Origin of the sequence: Thioclava sp. ES.031, assembly GCF_002563775.1 — a bacterium.
In the GTDB taxonomy this organism is placed as follows: domain Bacteria; phylum Pseudomonadota; class Alphaproteobacteria; order Rhodobacterales; family Rhodobacteraceae; genus Thioclava.
In genome coordinates this window covers 2,726,758-2,742,847 of record NZ_PDJO01000001.1, presented here as the reverse complement: position 1 = coordinate 2,742,847, position 16,090 = coordinate 2,726,758, and the positions used below count along the sequence as shown (strand labels likewise).

The window sequence follows — 16,090 nt, the reverse complement described above, 5'->3', positions numbered from 1 at the left end:
CACGCGGGGCGGGTTCGCCCTGGATAGGGTTTGACGCTATCGCGACGCGCCCCTCAGTGAGGAAAGGCCTTCTTTCGTCGTCGCTGTTGCTCGATCTTGGCGGCGGCGGCAACCTGTCCTTGCCAGCGGTGGATGCCTCTGCGGCCAGAACGTTTGCAGAGGCGGCTACGACCGCCTGGGCGAGTTTCAATCGGGCGGAGCTGGAGAAGGAGGACGCCGCGGTCAGACGCATCCTGGATGCGCTCGATGTGTTCAAGGTGCCGGATGTCTATCCTGCCGCATGCCATGTAGCGCCGCTGGCGCGCGACGCAGCCGATCTGAACAGCCGCGTGCTTTCCAAGCTGAACGCCGAGGCCGTTGGCGACGGGGTGATCTCCCGGATCGCCCCGATCGCGGCCTTCGCTGCTGATCCGAACGCCGTCCGGGACGCGGCTATCGAGACGTTCGTGGAAGCTCAGCTGCTTCGGTGGAAAGACTTCTTCGACACGGTCGAATCCATGCCGCTGACACCGGAACAGCGCCTGTCGGTGGTCGTCGACGAGGATGCAACGTTGGTTCTGGCCGGCGCCGGGTCCGGCAAGACCAGCGTTATCACGGCCAAGGCCGCATACCTGGTGAAGACGGAGATACGGAAGCCAAGCGAGCTCCTGCTCTTGGCCTTCGCCAAAGATGCTTCAACCGAGATGTCCGAGCGCATCGAGGCGCGGTGCGGGGTCCCCGTGGCGGCGCGCACCTTCCACGCATTGGCCTACGAGATCATCGGTGAGGTGGAAGGGGAGAAGCCCCCCTTGGCGCCGACCGCGACGGACGACAAGGCCTTCCTATCCCTCATGAAGGAGATCCTTCGGCACATCGTGGCGACCGCCAGTGACATCGCGCAGACCGTGATCGGATGGTTCGCCGGTTTTTTCGACGACTTCCCGACAGAGTGGGACTTCAAGACCAAGCACGAATGGTATGCGCAGATCGAAAGTCGCAACCTGCGGACGCTGCAAGGGGAGACGGTGAACAGCTTCGAAGAGCTGCTGATCGCCAACTGGCTGTTCCGGAACGGCATCGCCTACGAATACGAGCCGAGCTACGAGCACAAGCTCCAGAAGACCGGGCGTCGCGTCTACACGCCAGATTTCCGGCTGACAGAAAGCGGCGTCTACATCGAGCATTTCGGCGTACGCAAAAAACGCGGCAGGGATGGTAAGGAGGAGTTGACCACGGCGCCCTATGTCGACCGCGATGAATACCTTGAGGGCATGGATTGGAAGCGGCAAGTCCATGCCGAGCACGAGACGATTCTGATCGAAACCTACAGCTGGGAGCGTGAAGAAGGGCGACTGCTCGAGGCTCTTGCCGAAAAGCTCAACCCCCACGTCACGCTGCGGCCGGTCCCGGACATCCAGATCTACGACCGTGTGGCCGAGGTCGGCGCGGTCGACAGCTTTACCTCGCTAATGGGCACCTTCCTGCGTCATTTCAAGAACGGCGGGTACCGGGTCGAGGACTGTTCGGACAAGGCGCAAACGCTGAAGATGGGGAAGCGTGCCGAAGCATTCCTGAAGATATTCGGCGCCGTCTTCCGGGAATATCAATCCCGCCTGGGTGATCGGATCGACTTCGAGGACATGGTGAACCGCGCCACGGCCTTTGTAGAAAGTGGGCGCTATCAGAGCCCGTTCAAGCATATCCTCGTCGACGAGTTTCAAGACATCTCGACCGGGCGAGCGAAACTGATTCAGGCACTCAAGCGCCAGCATTCCGACGCCAAGGTGTTCGCCGTCGGCGACGACTGGCAGTCGATCTACCGCTTCGCCGGGTCGGACATTCACATCATGCGCAACTTCGGCGCGGAGTTCGGCGGCACCTTTGCAGGAGCCACTGGTGTCCATCGCACCGTCGACCTCGGCCGGACCTTCCGGTCCGTGGACAAGATCGCCTTGGCCGCCCGTCACTTCGTTCTCCGTAACCCCGCTCAGATCACCAAGACGGTGATCCCGGCAGGCGAGACGGACGAGCCGTCGATCAGGATCGCCTGGACGCGCCGCGACACCGGGGAGACGACCTTGAACGACACGGTGGCAGCTCTCGCCGCCACAGAAGGAAAGGGTGGTGGGAAGCCGTCCATCCTCATCCTCGGGCGTTATCGTTTCCTGCGGCCCGATATCGGGCGGCTTCAGCGCCAGAACCCCGGGGCGACGATCACCTTCAAGACCATTCACGCATCGAAGGGCCTCGAGGCCGATTACGTCATCATCCTTGGCGTCGACAACGCCAGGATGGGCTTCCCGTCGATGATCGTCGACGACCCCCTGCTCAGCCTGGTATCGCCCGAGGCCGAGCCATATCCGAACGCCGAAGAACGGCGCGTCATGTATGTCGCCGTGACCCGGGCCCGTCGGACCGTGACCATCCTTGCATCGGAGACGCGACCCTCCGTCTTCGTCGAAGAGCTGGTGAAAGAACCGGAGTTCGGCGTGACTGTGCCCTTGGAGGCCCAGAAGCACACCCACACCTGTCCGGGTTGCGGCGGGCGTCTGCTTCACATGGCAGGCAAGGACGGTCGCGACTGGTATCGCTGCGAGCATGTGAAGTTGTGCGGTAGTCGCATGCCCGCTTGCCCGGCCTGCGGTGTCGGCCTTCCGGTCCGTTCCCGAACCAGTGGAGATCTGGTTTGCGCTGATTGCGGCGAGAGCCAGCGGGCCTGCCCCAGTTGCGAAGCAGGATGGTTAGTCGAACGGCGCGGCCGATATGGAGCATTCCTCAGTTGTGTCCGCTTCCCAGACTGCGATGGAAAAGCCAAGCTGCAGAAATGCGTATGACATGCTGAGAGAGCGCTATCCAAACGCCATCGGTGTAATCTGCGATGAAGGCCCGTTGGGAGCCCCTCGCTGCCCTTCCTGCAAGACGCAGCATCACACCCAAGGTCGACCGGAAGGGCGGAGAGCGGCCGTTCGCTGCTACCGCGAAGGCAAAGCCGATCTATCGAGAAAGTGGACCTTCAGCGCGGCCAACGGTTCGGGACCAGGCTGATCGACACAAAGGGCGGGAAGAGGGCTTTCGCCGCACTCACTTTGGATTTTTGTTTCGGGTTAGCAAGTTTCGAGCCTAACGGTTTTACGTTGACCCGGCCCCGTTGATCAAAACCTCCCCCAGCTTGTGAAAGAGCGATCTGCGTGCCGAACCCGGACGCGAGGCAAGGACGACTTGTCTGGGGCAGGCATTGGGCAGCGGAGACAAATGTATCTCTGCCGCGCACACGGCGACTGCACGCACCGCCAGATCGGGCAGCAAGGTGATGCCGAGGCCCTCGGAAACCATTGCGACATCGTCGAAACTGGCCATGAGAGCTGGCGGTTCAAGCCCCGCGAGTGACCGAAGACCCGCTGGTCCGATACGGCGGCGCCATGTGATGGCTACACCGCATCGGTCCAGCTCTCGTTGCGCCAAGGTAGGGAGGCAAATTCGGGCGACGATTGGGGGTCAAGATTTCTTGCTGATTGACAGGTAGGCGATGTCCGAGCGCCAAGTTTAGTTTAGGCGCTCCACCCACGGACCTCTTAGCGGGGAAGTATAGGTCTTGTGCTTCTGCTTTGGCGTGCCGGCATTGGACCACTGGTAGATCCGTATGAACTCCATAAGCTTCACCAGCCGACGTATCCGCTTTTCACTTATTTAAGATTTCGAAAATTAAGGGGTGGCGCAGTCAATCGTTTCAACCCCCGCGCGAAATTGCGCGCAAAATTGCGCGAACATATGTTTTTTTGCCCGAAAATTAGTCTTTTTATCTCAGTCACTTGGCGTTACCTCAACGTAAACTTCGGACCTCACGGAGGTTCTTGACAATTGCGAATCACTCTTTTCAGACGCAAAGTTAACAACAGTACAAAGGCCCGTGAGATGATTTCTCGTGTTCAAGGGCTGGAAAATTTTAGACCATCGGTGGGGTAATTTTGATGGTTGGGGATAGGACGACATTCGGCTTCGTCGCGCTTTTTCTTTTGGTGGGCGCGCCGCTGACATTCCAAGCGAGTTGCGCTTCGGCGCAAGATCTTACCTATAGCTTCACGAGCCCAAGTTTTGGTGGAAGCTCTTTCAATTCCAGCCACCTGCTCGCGCTGGCAGATATCCAAAATCAGTACAAAGACGACGGAAGCAGCAAGAGTTCGAGTTACAGCTCCCAATCCGACCTGTTCGTGCGGCAACTCCAGAGCCGCCTCTTGTCGTCGCTGTCATCAGGCTTGTCGGAGGTCATCACCGGCGCGCAGCCGGGAGATAGCGATACGATCACCATCGGCGATCAACAGATTTTCTACGAGCGTACGCTCGAAAATATCCGGGTTGAAATCACCAATCTCCTTGATGGCTCCACGACAGAGATCGTGCTGCCGGTTGTAGAGCAGGCAGCGGCGAACTGACGATGAAGAGCAGATTTGAATTACTCCGGGCGCATGTGCTCAGTGCGGCAACGCGGATCGCCTGCGTGACCAGCGTCGCTCTCGCGCTGTCAGGTTGCGCACAGCTCTCGGCGCAGCTTGCGCAGAACGAACAGCCTCCGACCCTTCCGCAGCCGACGGTGACGCGCAATACGTTGCTGCAGCTTCCGCCACCCGAGAGCCGGATAGACGTGGCCGTCTACGATTTTGAAGACCTGACCGGGCAATTCAAACCCTCCGAAAACTACCAGTCGCTTTCCAAGGCAGTATCGCAGGGCGGTGGCGCGATCCTTATGAAGGCCCTCCGGGACGCAGGCGACGGCAAGTGGTTTCGCGTCGTGGAACGCAGCAGCCTCAAGAATTTGCTGCAGGAGCGGCGGCTCATCCAGGAAATGCGCAAAATCTATCTCAAGGAACAGGAGATCAACCCGAAGGCGCTTCCGCCCATGCTCTTCGCCGGGGTGATCATCGAAGGGGGGGTCATAGGTTTCGACTCGAACATTGAGACCGGCGGCGCGGGCGCGGCCCTGTTGGGGATCGGCGCGAAGACCGAGTATCGCAAAGACAGCATTAGCGTGAACCTGCGAACTGTGAGCGTAAAGACCGGCGAGGTCCTGGCATCCGTCGTGGTTCAAAAATCCATTCTGTCGACGAGCGTCGGCGCCAATGTCTTCCGCTATGTCGACACGGACGAGATTCTGGAATTGGAAGCTGGCATTACCGCAAACGAACCCGATTTCGTGGCGCTTCGGCGAGCAATCGAGAAAGCCTTATATACGCTTGTTATGGAAATGGCAGAGCGGGATTATTGGAAATTCAAGGATCCTCAAGCCGAGAGGCGGCTGGTCACTCAATACAAGATTGAAGACGGTCGGCTCTCCCCCTCGCGGATCACGGATCAAACCTATTCTGGCAGCAATAAGCCGGAACTTACGTCGGCTGTAACATCGCCAGCCGAAACCAGAAAAACAATCTGAGCAGAGATGACATATCGCCTGTAGGCAGGGCGAGTTTCGGGGGCGTGGCGTCTACTTGGCTGGACACCTGCAACGCCACGCCTTGATTTGTGGTCGCATTCGCGGCCGCCAAACCGGCACCAAAGATGCCTTTGGTGCTTATACTGGAGGATTGCCTCATGAAAAAGCACTTTATCACGGGTGTATCACTGCTTGCGCTCACTCTCGCTGGCCAGGCTTATGCAAATGAAAGCTCCATCGATCAGATCGGCGGGCTTAACGAGGCTACGATCAATCAGACCGGAGGAAACGAAGGTGTATCCACAGTTGATCAGATCGGTAGCGCACATATTGCCAACGTGACCCAGTCGGACGATCCCAATAACGGGACGCCGGGCTTCAACACCGCGTCGAATACCTCGACCATCTACCAGGAAGGCCAGCAGGCACAGGCGACGGTGAACCAGACCGGTGATCCCGGCGAAGCGCCTGGCAACATATCGGAAATCACTCAGTGGAATGACGGTCCGCCATTGGCCGAAGCGGACGTAATGCAGAACGGCGCGAACAACTTCTCGAGCGTTGTGCAGGGTCGCGATACGGATCCGGTCGATCGTCGTGGGCAATATGCGTCGGTCACCCAGGATGGCACCGACCATATCTCAACGATTGAACAGAAGGGCAATCTCAATACCGCTAACGTTACGCAGGCGACCACCGGGAACTCCTCGGATATCTCTCAAAGCGGCTTGGACAACGACGCAACCGTTGCACAGACGGGCGCGGGGAACATCAGCACCATCTCGCAAAGCGCGAATTTCGGTATGACGTCGGTGGAACAGTCGGGCGACAATAACACGAGCGATGTCACTCAATCGGGCCGGGCGAACAGCTCGATCGCCGCGTTGATTTTGCAAGACGGTAACGGCAACACCAGCTCTGTTCTGCAAACCTCGCTGATCTCGGGGCCAGGCAGTGCTGATCAGTTCGCCGAAGTCACGCAATCCAGCGACAACAACAGCTCGATCATCGAACAGGATGGCGGAGACCCCGTCGTGGATGCCGTGAATACCGGCAACAGTGCAAGCGTGTTCCAGATGGCGACGAACGGCAACTTCTCGACCGTCACGCAATCGGGTGCCGGCAACATGGCCACCGTCAACCAGTGATGCGCTGAGCTTCACCTCGATTAGGTGCCGAGAGGCGCCTGATCCGTGGGGCTCTTTCCAACAGGAGTAAAGAAGATGAAGAACGTTCTTATTTCCAGCGCCTCGGCGCTCGCGCTGGCGGTCTGCGCCTCGGCCGCATTCGCTAATGACAGCATGATCGACCAGATCGGAGGGCTTAACACTGCATCCGTGGATCAGACCGGTGGCGTTGAAGGGTTTGCTACGGTTTCACAAAACGGCAACGCAAACGTCGCGGAGGTAACCCAGTCTGAGAACCCGAACGGAATTCCCGGCTTCACCGTCCCGACCAACAGCGCGCAAATCGATCAGCTTGGCGACAACGCGAGAGCACGGATCGAGCAATCCAATCCCGACCAACCTAATGCACCGACAAACACGGCCTCCATTTACCAAGAATCGAACGGCACCGCGCAGGTGCCGCCGGATGGTATTCCCTCAGGCTACAGCTTGAACGGTCGCATCATCCAGACCGGGTCCGGCAACGCCTCGTCCATTGCGCAGTTTGATAATCCGAACCGGGTTCCGGATGCCGGTGCGTCAGGCGTGACGGCCCGAAATGATCAGTTCGGTCAGGACAACAGTTCCACGATCACCCAGAACGTTTTCGCGGAAGACGCAAATCCGTACTCTGATGTGAATGTCTATCAGGACGGAATCGCAAACGTCTCCGACGTCACCCAGCGCGGCTCAGACGCCCTCGTCGACGTGTTCCAAATCGGCAGCAACAACCAGTCGCTCGTGGAGCAAGGAGCGAACACGGAGATGACGGCCTCTGTAAGACAGGACGGCTCCGACAACGAGAGCACGATCTCGCAAGTCGCCCGTACTGTCACGGCCACCGTCGACCAATCGGGTACGAGCCAATTCTCCGACATCTCGCAGGGTCCACAAAGCCGGTTCGCAACCGCGACTGTCACGCAGAGCAATGACAACAACACGAGCTATGTCGATCAAACCAACACGAGTGCGACGGCGATGGTCACGCAATCGGGAATCGATGGCATGAGCACCATCAACCAGTCTGATGGTTCGGGCGCGGAAGCTATTCTTGAGCAAGCGGGCTTCGCGAACGAAAGCCTCATCACGCAGACCGGTGACGACCAATATGCCTTTGTCTCCCAAATCGGTGATCTCAACGAGAGCACCATCTCGCAAATCGATGACAATCAGTTTGCCAGCGTGACCCAAGGCATGGATCACAATGTCAGCATGATCGACCAATCCGGTGCTGGCGGGAACTCCGCGACTGTCTCGCAGCTCATGACCAGCGGAAACCATTCCACGATCACCCAGGCGGGTACTGGTAACGTCGCCACCGTGATGCAGTAACCTTCATGAAAATGTCCCGCGCGTATTGCGCGCGGGACAGCTCGATTACGCGGATGTTCGGCCGGGGACGGAGATAGACCGTCCGAAGTAAAGCCAGCTATGAAAATACGTGATATCCTCGACCTGTCAGGGTCTCGCATCATCCAAAAGCGGAGCCAGTGATATGATCTCCAGATACGTGCTTGCCGCACTGCTTCTCGTGTTCGGTGCCACGTCCGTTTTCGCTCAGGAAAACCTCAATCAGGTCGATGGTGGTTCCTCGAGCGAGACGTCGCGACCGTGGGCCAACGCGAACGATGTGTTGATCGAGCAGATCGGAACAGACAATATCGCCGAGGTCGTCGCATATAGTGACTCCAGTGCGCTCGTCGTGGAGCAGCATGGCGACGAGCACCGCGCCAACGTGCGCTTGAGCGGGTCGGACAACCAAGGCGACATTTCGCAACAAGGCGACCGGAATGCCGCCGATGTCACGATCGACGGCATGATCAATTCCTTTAGCATCAGCCAGACGACGGCGCAGGTACCGTTTGCCGGAGACAACCTCGTCTCGCTGGACCAATCGGGGCTTGGTAACATCGCGTTTCAGACGCAAATCGGTCGAGACAACGATATGAAGCTGCGCCAGAACGGTGCCGACAATTTCGCGGACCTCTATCAGGAGGGCCAAAGCAATCGGATGGAGTTGGAGCAGAACGGAGACGACAACTCCGCCCGACTGAAACAGTTCGGCCTCTCCGCCGCGCCGATCATCGTCACACAGACCGGTGGCATGTCCGTCGAGATCACTCAGACCGGCGAGTGAGAACCTCAACCGACCGAGGCGCCCCGTGTTCACAGGAGCTCATAATGAAACTGAAGACCTATCTTCTCGCCTTTCTGCTCGTCGCGCCGTGTCAGGTTCTGGCCGACGGGGCCGAGCGCGCATGGATTTCGCTCTCGGAAGACGAGGGCCTTGTCACGATCGAGACCTTCTCCCGGCTCGAGCCCGGCCATTCAGGGAAATATCTCCTTGAGGTAATGAAAACCGGCCCCCATGGACGATCCGTCAATCGACAATCCGGATCAGTTCCCGTGTCTCACGGAGACGCAACCGGCCCTCTTTCGACGGCGAAGATATCACTGGAGACGAATGCCAATCTCACAATCCATCTACGCATAATAGATAGCGAGGGGCAGGTGTTCGAGGATACAAAGATGACTTCCGTTGAGTAAAGAGGAATAAGGATTCCTTGGTAGACATTTGCAAACTGAAAACAAAGAGCCTTGTTCTTCGCTTTGAAGCCCTGCTCAAAACGCAATTTTGCGAAGCTGGGTTTGATATTTATGGAGATGGGCTGAATAGGGTCGCGTACCGTTGGCATCTTCTTCGATACTTATTTTCCGCAGAAGGCTTTACGAGCAGCAGAGAGTCGCGCCAGCAGCCGCGTGGAAGTGCTTCACGAATGGCAGGTTTGGGACAACTGTACTGCAGAAGGTCGCAACGGTCTTGACCTGCCCCCCTTGGGTCCCTCGTTCATAACGAGAGTCTGCAGGTTTGCGATTGGTAGTCGGGTCGGTTGCTGTGGGCAAGCGCGCCGGGCGCGGAGCCCTCAAATTGCTCAAGCGCCCGGCGCGCTTCGAGCGGCGTCTGGTTTCCCAGAGACGAGTGCGGTCTGACGGCGTTGTAGTCGTAGCGCCAGAGCGCCAAACTGCGCCGGGCATCGTCCAGGGTGTCGAAGATCTCCTCGTTTAATAATTCGTCGCGCAGGCTTCCGTTGAAGGACTCGATGAACGCGTTCTGCTGCGGCTTGCCGGGGTCGATGTAGTGCCAGGGAATGGCGTTCTGGTCGGCCCATCTCAGGATGGCCCGACTGGTGAACTCCGTCCCGTTGTCGCTGACAATGCAAGCAGGCTTTCCGTAGATCCGCACCAGCGCATCCAGTTCACGGGCAACACGCGTGCCCGATATGCTGGTATCGGCGACCAGGCACAGGTTCTCTCTGCAACAATCGTCGATCACGGCCAAAATACGGAACTTGCGCGAGGCGCCGAAGCTGTCCGCCAGGAAGTCGAGCGACCAGCGCGCATTGGGATGCGCCGCCGCAGGCATCGGTGTGCGTGACCCGCGAGCCCGCTTGCGTCCACGCCGTCGCTTCACCGATAACCCTTCCTCCCGATAGAGCCGATACAGCTTCTTGTGGTTCATGGTCATGTCCTTGCGCTCCAGCAGGATGCCGATCCGGCGATAGCCAAACCGGCGCCGCTTCCCGGCGATCTCCTTCATCTCCTCGCGGATCTCGGGGCAGTCCGGCGGGCGTGTGCGCCGGACCGTCTTGGGGTCGACACCGACAAGCTGGCAGGCCCGACGCTGCGAGATGGCATGATCCCGCATCGCCCTGAGCGCCGCCTCTCGCCGCCTGGTCAATGTCGTCAGTTCTTTCCCAGCAGATCCTTCAGAACCACGTTGTCGAGCATGGTGTCGGCCAACAGACGTTTGAGCTTGGCGTTTTCGTCTTCGAGCGCCTTCAGCCTGGCCGCCTCGGAGACCTCCATGCCACCATACTTGGCCTTGAACTTGTAAAAGGTCGCCGGGCTGAGGCCATGCCTGCGGCACACATCAGCTGTCGGCATGCCTGCCTCCTGCTCCTTGATCATCCCGATAATCTGCGCCTCGGTGAAACGGCTTTTTCTCATTCGTCTGCTCCTTCAGAGTTGGCGCAGACTCTACACTACGTTGAGGGATCCCGCGGGGGGCAGGTCACGGGGCGTCAAGCGGTGCGCATCGGGGCGCTCTCGACGCTTTCGCGCAACTTCCAGATCGGGTTTCTCGCACCGATCATCGGGTGTCAGGATGTGGAGATCGTGTTGCGGTCAGGCAGCGCGAACGTGCTGTTCGAGGCGCTGCAGGTGATGGCGCTCGACGTGGTTCTGACGACCGAGCCGCCCGCCCGCGACGTGTTCTCGAGCTTCATCGCGCATCGCGTCGCAGAACAGAAGGTTCTCTTGCATGGCACACCGCACCGGCTGCGGCACGCCACGCTTGAGGAGATGCTGCGCGAGGAGCCTGTGATCCTGCCCACCGACAGTTCGATCCGGACCGGGTTCGACAGTCTGATCACGCGACTCGGGCTGCGCCCGCAAGTGGCGGCGGAAGTCGACGACATGGCCATGATCCGCCTTCTGGCCCGGGAGGATGCAGGCCTTGCGATCACGCCCGCGGTGGTTCTGGCCGACGAGCTTCGCGAGGGCTTGCTGGTGACCGCGCCCTTCGATCTCGATATCGGCGAGGATTTCTACGCCGTGACCCTGTAGCGCCGGTTTCCTAACCCGTTGGTTACGGACCTGCTGGAGAAGGCGCGCAAGGCCGAGGCGGCGAAAGCTGACTGACGCCGCAGTCCATCGACTTTACGGCCCTTACCTAACGCCGCTCGGCGCAGGCCGAGCGATTGCCCGACGCAGGGAGGGCCACGTCACGGGCGAGACCGTCCGTGACGGCGCATTTCGTCACGGATGCGGCACTCAGATCAGCATCCGGCGCGGGTCCGCCATCAGCGTCGCGTAGCGCGTCAGGAAACGCGCGGCATCCGCCCCGTTGATGACCCGATGGTCATAACTCAGATCGAGCGGGCAGAGCGGCACCGGCACCCATTCGCCCTCCCAGACCGGCGTGACCTGACTGCGGGTGATGCCGAGGATCGCGACTTCCGGCGGGTTCACGATCGGGGTGAAGGCGCTGCCGCCGATCCCGCCGAGATTGGAGATCGTCATCGAAGCGCCGCCCATCTCGTCGGGGCGCAGCTTGCGGCCCTGCGCCTTGCGAGACAGATCGGTGATCTCCGCCGCGATGTCCCACAATCCCTTGCGATCGGCGTCACGGATCACCGGGACCATCAGCCCGTTCGGCGTGTCGACCGCGATTCCCACATGGACGTAATCCTTCAGCACCAGCGTCTCGCCGCTTGCATCGAGCGAGGCGTTGAAGCGGGGGAATTCCCTCAGACAGCGCGCCAGAACCCGAACGTGGAAGGCCAGCGCCGTCAGGCGGGTGCCACGTTCGCGCGCCTCGTCGCGCAGGCCTTTGCGGAACGCCTCGACCGCGCGCATGTCGGCGCTGTCGTGATGCGTGACCTGCGGGATCAACGCGTTTGCCGCGGACAGGTTATCGGCGGCCACGCGGGCGATCCGCGAGAGCGGCTCCTCGGTGACGGGGCCGTAAGCCGCGTGATCGACATCCCAGTAGCGCGCGGCATCCGGTGCGGGGCCGGGCGCGACACCGGAGCCCGCCCCGTCGGCCTTGCGATCCACATCCTCGCGCGCGAGCGTCTCGCGTCCGGTTTCCTGTGCGAGGCGGTCGAGGTTCACCCCGCGCTCGGCGGCGTAGCTGCGCACCGACGGGCTTGCGACATAGCTCATGGCTTCCTCCTCACCAGCTGGCCGAAATATATTGCGTTTCCATGAATTCGAGCATGCCCTCATGCCCGCCCTCGCGGCCCAGCCCCGATTGCTTGGAGCCCCCGAAGGGCGCTGCGGGGTCACTGACGAGGCCGCGATTGAGCCCGACCATCCCGTAGTCGAGCCGTTCGCAGACCCGCATTCCGCGCGCCATGTCCTGCGTGAAGACATAGCCGACCAGCCCGTATTCGGTGTCATTTGCGCGCGCGATCACGTCCTCCTCGTCGGTGAAGGTCTGGATCGCGGCGACCGGACCGAAGATCTCGTCATGCACGCATGCGGCATCCTGCGGCACCTTCGTCAGCACGGTCGGCGGGTAGAAATAGCCCGGTCCGTTCGGGACCTTGCCGCCCAGTTTCAGCTCAGCGCCGCGTTCGAGCGCGTCAGTCACGAAGCTCGCCACCTTGTCGCGGGTTTTGGCGTTGACCAGCGGGCCGACATCGACATCCGTCTCGACGCCGTTGCCCACCTTCAGCGCACCCATCGCCGCGGTCATCTTCGCGGTGAATTCCTCGGCCACCGCCTCATGGACATAGAACCGGTTCGCGGCGGTGCAGGCCTCGCCGAGATTGCGCATCTTGGCCAGCATCGCGCCTTCGACCGCCACGTCGATATCGGCATCCTCGAAGACGATCAGCGGCGCGTTGCCGCCCAGCTCCATCGCCGGTTTCAGCACCTGATCGGCGGCAGAGCGCAGGAGCTTGCGGCCGACCCCGGTGGAGCCGGTGAAGCTGACGACCCGCACCCGCGGATCGTGCAGCATGTGATCGACGATCTCCGCGGAGTTCTCGGACGGCAGCACGTTCACGAGGCCCTTGGGCACGCCGGCCTCTTCCAGCAGCGGCATCAACGCGAGCATCGTCAGCGGCGTCTCGGAGGCGGGCTTGATGATGACCGGACAGCCCGCGGCCAGCGCAGGCGCGATCTTGCGGGTGCCCATTGCGGCGGGGTAGTTCCACGGCGTCACCAGCACCGCGATGCCCGCCGGTTTATGCTGAACCACGATCCGCGCGCCGGAAGCGGGGGCGCGGGTGATCATGCCGTCGGCGCGCACCGCTTCCTCGGCGAACCAGCGGAAGAACTCGGCCGCGTAGCGCGCCTCGCCCATCGCATCTGTGCCGGCCTTACCGTTCTCCAGCGTGATGAGATGCGCGAAGTGATCGAGCCGTTCGGTCATCAGCTCGAACGCCTTGCGCAGGATTTCCGAACGTTCGCGGGGCGAGCGTGCCGCCCAGTCCCCGAAGGCTTTCTGCGCGGCATCGAGGGCCGCATCCGCGTCTTCGATCTCGGCAGAGGCGACGGAGGCGAGCACCTCCTCGGTCGCCGGGTTGATCACGTCGAAACGGGTGCCTTTCGCGCCCGGGCGCCATGCGCCGTCGATATAGAGGTCGGTCTGGTCCATGTCGGTCCGGTTCCTTCTATCAAAGGAGATGGCGCAGCGGCTCGTCCAGCCGCGCGGCAAATCCGGTTATCAGGTCGAGCGCCGCCTCGGGCGCGAGTTGGCCGGGATCGGCCTCGAGCGTGAGGGTCAGCGGATCGGAGCCGGTGAGGGTAAGCACCGGCTGCGCCTCCCCGCCGAGCGAGATCCGCTGCAACGCGCTGCCGCGCAGATCGCGGATCAGCAGCGCAGGCATGGCATCTTCGTCCACCTGGGGGGCCTGGCCCAGCGGGTGACGCGCCGGGTCGACGAAGCAGCGGCTGCGGCCGTGGCGCGAGACCGCGACCGGGCCGGACAGCGTCGCGCTCGCCGCAAGACCGGCGAGCAGCGCGCCCGGATCGGGGTCCTCGCCCGTCTCCTCCGCAATCCAGTCGCAAAAAGCGGCGAAGCCTTGGGCCGAGACTTCGGCGCTCAGATGCAGCGCTTGAGCGGTCGGAGCCGTCGCTGCCGCTGCTTGCGGTGCGGGCAGGGCGCGCAGCGTTTCGAGATCCGAGACGTGGTAGGGTTGCGCGATGCCAGCCTCGGTCAGCCGAGCGAGGTCGAGCCCTTGCTCGCGGGCCAGCCGTTTCGCCTTCGGTGAGGCGAGGATGCGACCGCCGGGCGCGGGCGCTGCCGCAGGTTTCGCAGACGGCTTGGCCGCTTCTGACGTCGGTGCAACCTCTTTCTCCGGCTTGGGTTTGTTCGCCGGGGCTTCTGTCTTGGCAAGCTTGGGCGTGGCCGGTTTTTGCGCATGGCTGAGGCGGACAGGGTTCGCGGGCGCCTCCGCCGAGATGATTGCGATCGGCGCGCCGACCGGAACTTCCTCGCCGGGTTCAGCGAGGATAGCGGCGAGATAACCCGTGGCACCGGCAGGCACTTCGACGGCGCTCTTGTCGGTCTCGACCTCGAAGAGAATGTCGTCGGCACCGACCGCGTCGCCCGGCTCCTTGAGCCATGTCGTGATCTGCCCGGTCTCCTGCGCCATGCCCAGCGCGGGCATGATAACCTCGGCGCCTTCGGGGAGCGTGTCGTCGCTGTCGGTCTCGGACGCGGTTTCAGGGGCGTCTTGAGCAACCTCTCCGCCAGCCTCGGCTTCCGCAGCCTGCTGGCTCTCGGCGATCACCGCGACGACCGCGCCCACGGGCACATCATCGCCCGCCTTCGCGCGAAGCCCGCCGAGATAGCCGTCGGCCTGTGCCTCGACCTCCATCGTCGCCTTGTCGGTTTCCACCTCCATCAGTGGCTCGCCCGCCTTCACGGCATCGCCCGGCGCTTTCAGCCAGGCGACAAGCTGGCCCGATTGCTGGGCCATGCCGAGCGCGGGCATGATGACCTCATGCGGCATCGCTCACCTCCTGCCGGACCAGCCGGCGGGCCGCTTGCGCCACGCCATCGGCCGTGGGCACGGTCAGATCCTCGAGCGCGGGCGAGAAGGGCACGGGCACGTCCATCGCACCCATCCGCAGCACCGGCGCGTCGAGATGGTAGAAGGCCTTCTCGGAGATGCGCGCGGCGATCTCGCCGGTGATGCCGTAGCTCTTGTGGCCTTCGTCGATGACGATGGCGCGGGATGTCTTGCGCACGCTGTCGAGGATGGTTTTCTCATCGAGAGGCACGATTGTGCGCGGGTCGATCACCTCGGCCGAGATGCCCTCGGCGGCCAGCGTCTCGGCGGCGGCCTGCGCCACCTGCACCATCGACGAGGTCGCGACCAGCGTGATGTCTTTGCCCTCGCGCAGCACGTTGGCCTCACCGAAGGGGATCAGGTATTCCTCCTCGGGCACCGGGGCCTTGTCGTTATACATCAGCTTGTCTTCGAAGATCACGACCGGGCTGTTGTCGCGGATCGCGGTCTTCATCAGCCCCTTGGCCTCATAGGCCGAGGAGGGCAGGGCGACCTTCAGCCCCGGGATATGCGCCACGAGCGCATGCAGCGACTGGCTGTGCTGGGCGGCCGAGCGTCGGGTCGCGCCGAGGTTCGTGCGCAGCACCAGAGGCACGCTCAACTTGCCGCCCGACATGTAATGGGTCTTGGCGGCCTGATTGCAGAGCTGATCCATAACGAGGAACAGGAAGTCTCCGAACATCAGATCCACGATGGGTCGCGATCCGGTCATCGCCGCACCTACAGCGAGCCCCATGAAACCGGGTTCGGAGATGGGGGTGTCGATGATCCGCTCGGTGCCGAATTCCTCGACGAGGCCCGAGAGGACCTTGAAGGGTGTGCCGGCTTCGGCCACGTCCTCGCCGATCAGGAAGATCGTGGGATCGCGGCGCATTTCTTCCGCGATGGCCTCGTTGACGGCCTTGGACAGGGTGATCTCGCGCATGATTTCC

The 16,090-nt window shown here is 61.6% G+C and carries 13 protein-coding genes; 8 read left to right on the top strand and 5 right to left on the bottom strand.

All coding sequences use genetic code 11. The annotated features are described in order from the left end of the window. Positions 1-128: 128 nt before the first annotated feature. The 7 genes from AXZ77_RS13045 to csgH all read left to right on the top strand — a co-directional run bounded on the left by AXZ77_RS13045 (position 129) and on the right by csgH (position 9,117). Positions 129-2,813 carry a UvrD-helicase domain-containing protein gene (locus AXZ77_RS13045; protein WP_098412550.1) on the top strand — a complete coding sequence of 895 codons (2,685 nt, stop codon included), beginning with the start codon at positions 129-131 and terminating at the stop codon, positions 2,811-2,813. A 1,134-nt stretch (positions 2,814-3,947) separates the two neighbouring features. After that, a complete protein-coding gene (locus tag AXZ77_RS13035) occupies positions 3,948-4,409 on the top strand; it encodes a curli assembly protein CsgF (RefSeq protein WP_098411480.1) in 462 nt (153 codons plus the stop codon). A gap of 2 nt (positions 4,410-4,411) precedes the next feature. Beyond that, positions 4,412-5,404 carry a CsgG/HfaB family protein gene (locus AXZ77_RS13030; protein ID WP_098411479.1) on the top strand — a complete coding sequence of 331 codons (993 nt, stop codon included), beginning with the start codon at positions 4,412-4,414 and terminating at the stop codon, positions 5,402-5,404. Between the two features lie 158 nt (positions 5,405-5,562). Beyond that, entirely contained in the window at positions 5,563-6,552 is a 990-nt protein-coding gene (locus AXZ77_RS13025; protein ID WP_176536041.1) for a hypothetical protein, read from the top strand. A gap of 75 nt (positions 6,553-6,627) precedes the next feature. Further along, positions 6,628-7,902, top strand: coding sequence for a hypothetical protein (locus AXZ77_RS13020; RefSeq protein ID WP_098411477.1), 1,275 nt, complete (start codon positions 6,628-6,630; stop codon positions 7,900-7,902). Positions 7,903-8,065: 163 nt separating this feature from the next. Beyond that, positions 8,066-8,707 (top strand): hypothetical protein, encoded by a 642-nt coding sequence (locus AXZ77_RS13015; RefSeq protein WP_098411476.1) that lies wholly within the window; start codon positions 8,066-8,068, stop codon positions 8,705-8,707. Positions 8,708-8,751: 44 nt separating this feature from the next. Continuing rightward, positions 8,752-9,117 (top strand): curli-like amyloid fiber formation chaperone CsgH, encoded by a 366-nt coding sequence (gene csgH / locus AXZ77_RS13010; RefSeq protein WP_098411475.1) that lies wholly within the window; start codon positions 8,752-8,754, stop codon positions 9,115-9,117. 301 nt (positions 9,118-9,418) lie between these two features. Here the strand turns inward: csgH and AXZ77_RS13005 are convergent. Next, positions 9,419-10,578 (bottom strand): IS3 family transposase gene (locus AXZ77_RS13005; protein ID WP_255266453.1). Its coding sequence is split into 2 segments (ribosomal slippage): positions 9,419-10,329 and positions 10,329-10,578, totalling 1,161 coding nucleotides; the frame shifts between segments, so codons are not numbered across the junction. Between the two features lie 81 nt (positions 10,579-10,659). On the opposite strand from AXZ77_RS13005, the gene AXZ77_RS13000 reads away from it, so the two are divergent. Further along, positions 10,660-11,196 carry a substrate-binding domain-containing protein gene (locus AXZ77_RS13000; protein ID WP_255266498.1) on the top strand — a complete coding sequence of 179 codons (537 nt, stop codon included), beginning with the start codon at positions 10,660-10,662 and terminating at the stop codon, positions 11,194-11,196. A gap of 207 nt (positions 11,197-11,403) precedes the next feature. Here the strand turns inward: AXZ77_RS13000 and AXZ77_RS12995 are convergent, their stop codons facing one another. Genes AXZ77_RS12995 through AXZ77_RS12980 form a run of 4 tightly spaced genes read right to left on the bottom strand, consistent with a single transcriptional unit; the run spans position 11,404 to position 16,083 of the window. After that, positions 11,404-12,297: a 2-oxo acid dehydrogenase subunit E2 gene (locus AXZ77_RS12995; RefSeq protein ID WP_255266497.1), complete on the bottom strand. Its 894-nt coding sequence runs from the start codon at positions 12,295-12,297 to the stop codon at positions 11,404-11,406. 10 nt (positions 12,298-12,307) lie between these two features. Further along, positions 12,308-13,738, bottom strand: a complete 1,431-nt coding sequence (locus tag AXZ77_RS12990) for an NAD-dependent succinate-semialdehyde dehydrogenase (RefSeq protein WP_098411473.1) — start codon at positions 13,736-13,738, stop codon at positions 12,308-12,310. A gap of 19 nt (positions 13,739-13,757) precedes the next feature. After that, positions 13,758-15,098 carry a biotin/lipoyl-containing protein gene (locus AXZ77_RS12985; RefSeq protein ID WP_098411472.1) on the bottom strand — a complete coding sequence of 447 codons (1,341 nt, stop codon included), beginning with the start codon at positions 15,096-15,098 and terminating at the stop codon, positions 13,758-13,760. Next, positions 15,088-16,083 (bottom strand): alpha-ketoacid dehydrogenase subunit beta, encoded by a 996-nt coding sequence (locus AXZ77_RS12980; RefSeq protein ID WP_098411471.1) that lies wholly within the window; start codon positions 16,081-16,083, stop codon positions 15,088-15,090. The genes AXZ77_RS12985 and AXZ77_RS12980 overlap by 11 nt, the downstream gene beginning before the upstream one ends. Positions 16,084-16,090 lie beyond the last annotated feature (7 nt).

What these genes read in the sequence shown, in the direction of transcription:
- AXZ77_RS13025 (WP_176536041.1), top strand. Translation starts at nt 5,563, where the DNA reads ATGAAAAAGCACTTTATCACGGGTGTATCACTGCTTGCGCTCACTCTC.
- AXZ77_RS13020 (WP_098411477.1), top strand. Translation starts at nt 6,628, where the DNA reads ATGAAGAACGTTCTTATTTCCAGCGCCTCGGCGCTCGCGCTGGCGGTC.
- AXZ77_RS12985 (WP_098411472.1), bottom strand. Translation starts at nt 15,098, where the DNA reads ATGCCGCATGAGGTCATCATGCCCGCGCTCGGCATGGCCCAGCAATCG.
- AXZ77_RS12995 (WP_255266497.1), bottom strand. Translation starts at nt 12,297, where the DNA reads ATGAGCTATGTCGCAAGCCCGTCGGTGCGCAGCTACGCCGCCGAGCGC.
- csgH (WP_098411475.1), top strand. Translation starts at nt 8,752, where the DNA reads ATGAAACTGAAGACCTATCTTCTCGCCTTTCTGCTCGTCGCGCCGTGT.
- AXZ77_RS13015 (WP_098411476.1), top strand. Translation starts at nt 8,066, where the DNA reads ATGATCTCCAGATACGTGCTTGCCGCACTGCTTCTCGTGTTCGGTGCC.
- AXZ77_RS12980 (WP_098411471.1), bottom strand. Translation starts at nt 16,083, where the DNA reads ATGCGCGAGATCACCCTGTCCAAGGCCGTCAACGAGGCCATCGCGGAA.
- AXZ77_RS13030 (WP_098411479.1), top strand. Translation starts at nt 4,412, where the DNA reads ATGAAGAGCAGATTTGAATTACTCCGGGCGCATGTGCTCAGTGCGGCA.
- AXZ77_RS13035 (WP_098411480.1), top strand. Translation starts at nt 3,948, where the DNA reads ATGGTTGGGGATAGGACGACATTCGGCTTCGTCGCGCTTTTTCTTTTG.
- AXZ77_RS12990 (WP_098411473.1), bottom strand. Translation starts at nt 13,738, where the DNA reads ATGGACCAGACCGACCTCTATATCGACGGCGCATGGCGCCCGGGCGCG.